This is a genomic window from Streptomyces sp. NPDC093600 (genome assembly GCF_044764755.1).
Taxonomy (GTDB): Bacteria; Actinomycetota; Actinomycetes; order Streptomycetales; family Streptomycetaceae; genus Streptomyces.
In genome coordinates this window covers 45886-47644 of sequence record NZ_JBIWIU010000021.1, presented here as the reverse complement: position 1 = coordinate 47644, position 1759 = coordinate 45886, and the positions used below count along the sequence as shown (strand labels likewise).

Here is a 1759-nt window from a genome sequence, read left to right as displayed (position 1 = left end):
GTGCTGGACCGGCGGGTCAAGGGTGATCTGAAGCGGTTCAAGGGCTTCATCGAGGAACGCGGCACCGAGAGCGGCGGCTGGCGCGGCCGCATCACCCCCGGCGACGCCACCCAGGGCAGGACCGACACGGGAACGCCGCCGGTCGGCAAGTGGGACCCGCCGGTGGCTTGATGACCGGGTGAGCGGGTGAGCTGATCCGATCGACTCCGATCGATGCTGCCGGGGCGGCCGAAGCCGCCCCGGCAGCGTCGTCTTCGTCGTCTTTCGGGAGGCGATCCGCCGGAAGGGAAAGGACGCGTGGGGCCCTTGTGCGAAGGGCCCCACGCGTCCTTTCCTCGCGCCGCTCGGGCGCTTCAGTCGCTCCAGCGGAGTACCGCCCCCAGGCCGCCCGCCGGTCCGCCCATCCCCTCGGGGACGACCAGGACCTCGCAGTCCGCGGCCACGGCGGCCCGCAGCAGGGCGTCGTCCGCGCGCGCCTGCTCGGGCTCGGCGACTCCGACCGCCCGGGCGTCACCGCGCTGTACGGCGACATCGTCCGGGCCGGGACCGATCCAGACCTGCCGCCCCGCGTCGGAGGCGTTCCGGTCGATCAGCAGGGTCGCCACCTGGTGCTTGCGGGCGGCGTCGACCACGGCGGGAATGCCCTCGGCGGCCTGCCCCGGGCCGGTGTCCACGCTCGACGTCCGGTGCTCGCCCGGCCTGCCGCGCCCGATCCGGAAGCGGTCGAGCGCGTTCTGGATCCGCTCGCGCGCGTACCGGTCGCACGCCTCCTCGATCTGCTCGTCGAGGACGCTCGTCGACGCACCCGCCTGCCTGCCGCCGCTCCCGGCCTCGACGGCGACGGCCTGGATGTGCTGGGGCAGCCGGCTGTACACGGCTCGGCGCTCGCGGGGGTCACCGGTCAGCACGAGCAGCGACGGATCGTTCTCCGGCCACTGCCGGACGAGCTCCGAGGCGATGATGTCGGCGGTCTCGTCCCAGGTCTTCTCGACCTTGTTGCGGTAGTGCCATTCGTACCGGTCCGCGGGAATGCTGCGGTGGCCCCGGCCCTGCCACTCCTTGCCCTGCGCCTGTCCGACGCTCTCACGGCGGTGCGCCTGCCGGAGCTCCAGGTCGGCGCCCGTGCGGTCGATGTAGGCGACCAGGCAGGTGAGGTCCTCGCCGCGCAGCACGACGAGCGGTGCCACATGGGGAAGGGTCGACCACGTCACGTCCTCGGTGGGCGGCGCCTGTGCCAGGGGGAGGTCGAGGACGACCTCGTCGCCCGCGGCGAACAGTGCGCGCCCCGGGGGCGTACCGGAGACGGGTTCATGGGCGAGCCGGTCCATCACCGCTCGCACGGTGGCGGGCGCGGCGCCCTCGTCGACGAGCCGGCCGGCGACGGAGCGATTGCGCAGTTGCTGCACTTTCGCCGCGTCCTCGGTCGCCCGGGTGGTTTCGACGTAGACCGATGCCCAGGGGCCTGGGCGATCGAAGAGCGGCTTGAGAAAGCCGAGTTCCATGGTGTCCCCCAATGCGTGGTGGGAGGGGCGTCATGTCGGACGTCGCGTCCGGGCGGCGGTCAGGCTCCTTCAGGAACGGGTCTCCGTACCGCCTCCGTACTCCGGCGCGTGCCCGTCGCCGGGGGTGACAAACCGGACGTCCGCCAAACGGGCACGGCGTGGCGGGAGGGCGGGAAGGAGCCCCGCTCCTGGGCGCCTTCACCCTCGTACCGCTGCGCAGGCTCCGGGACCGCCGGGTGCGGGAGACAGGCGGTGAG

General features: G+C 73.2%; 1 protein-coding gene. It reads right to left on the bottom strand.

Features of this window, described 5'->3' with window-relative positions:
- Positions 1-353 precede the first annotated feature (353 nt).
- Complete coding sequence (locus ACIRB4_RS31100) at positions 354-1502, bottom strand: hypothetical protein (protein WP_403295889.1); 1149 nt, start codon at positions 1500-1502, stop codon at positions 354-356.
- Positions 1503-1759 lie beyond the last annotated feature (257 nt).

Bases quoted from the DNA above. Each gene is read 5' to 3' on its own strand.
- ACIRB4_RS31100 (WP_403295889.1), bottom strand. From the start codon at position 1,502: ATGGAACTCGGCTTTCTCAAGCCGCTCTTCGATCGCCCAGGCCCCTGG.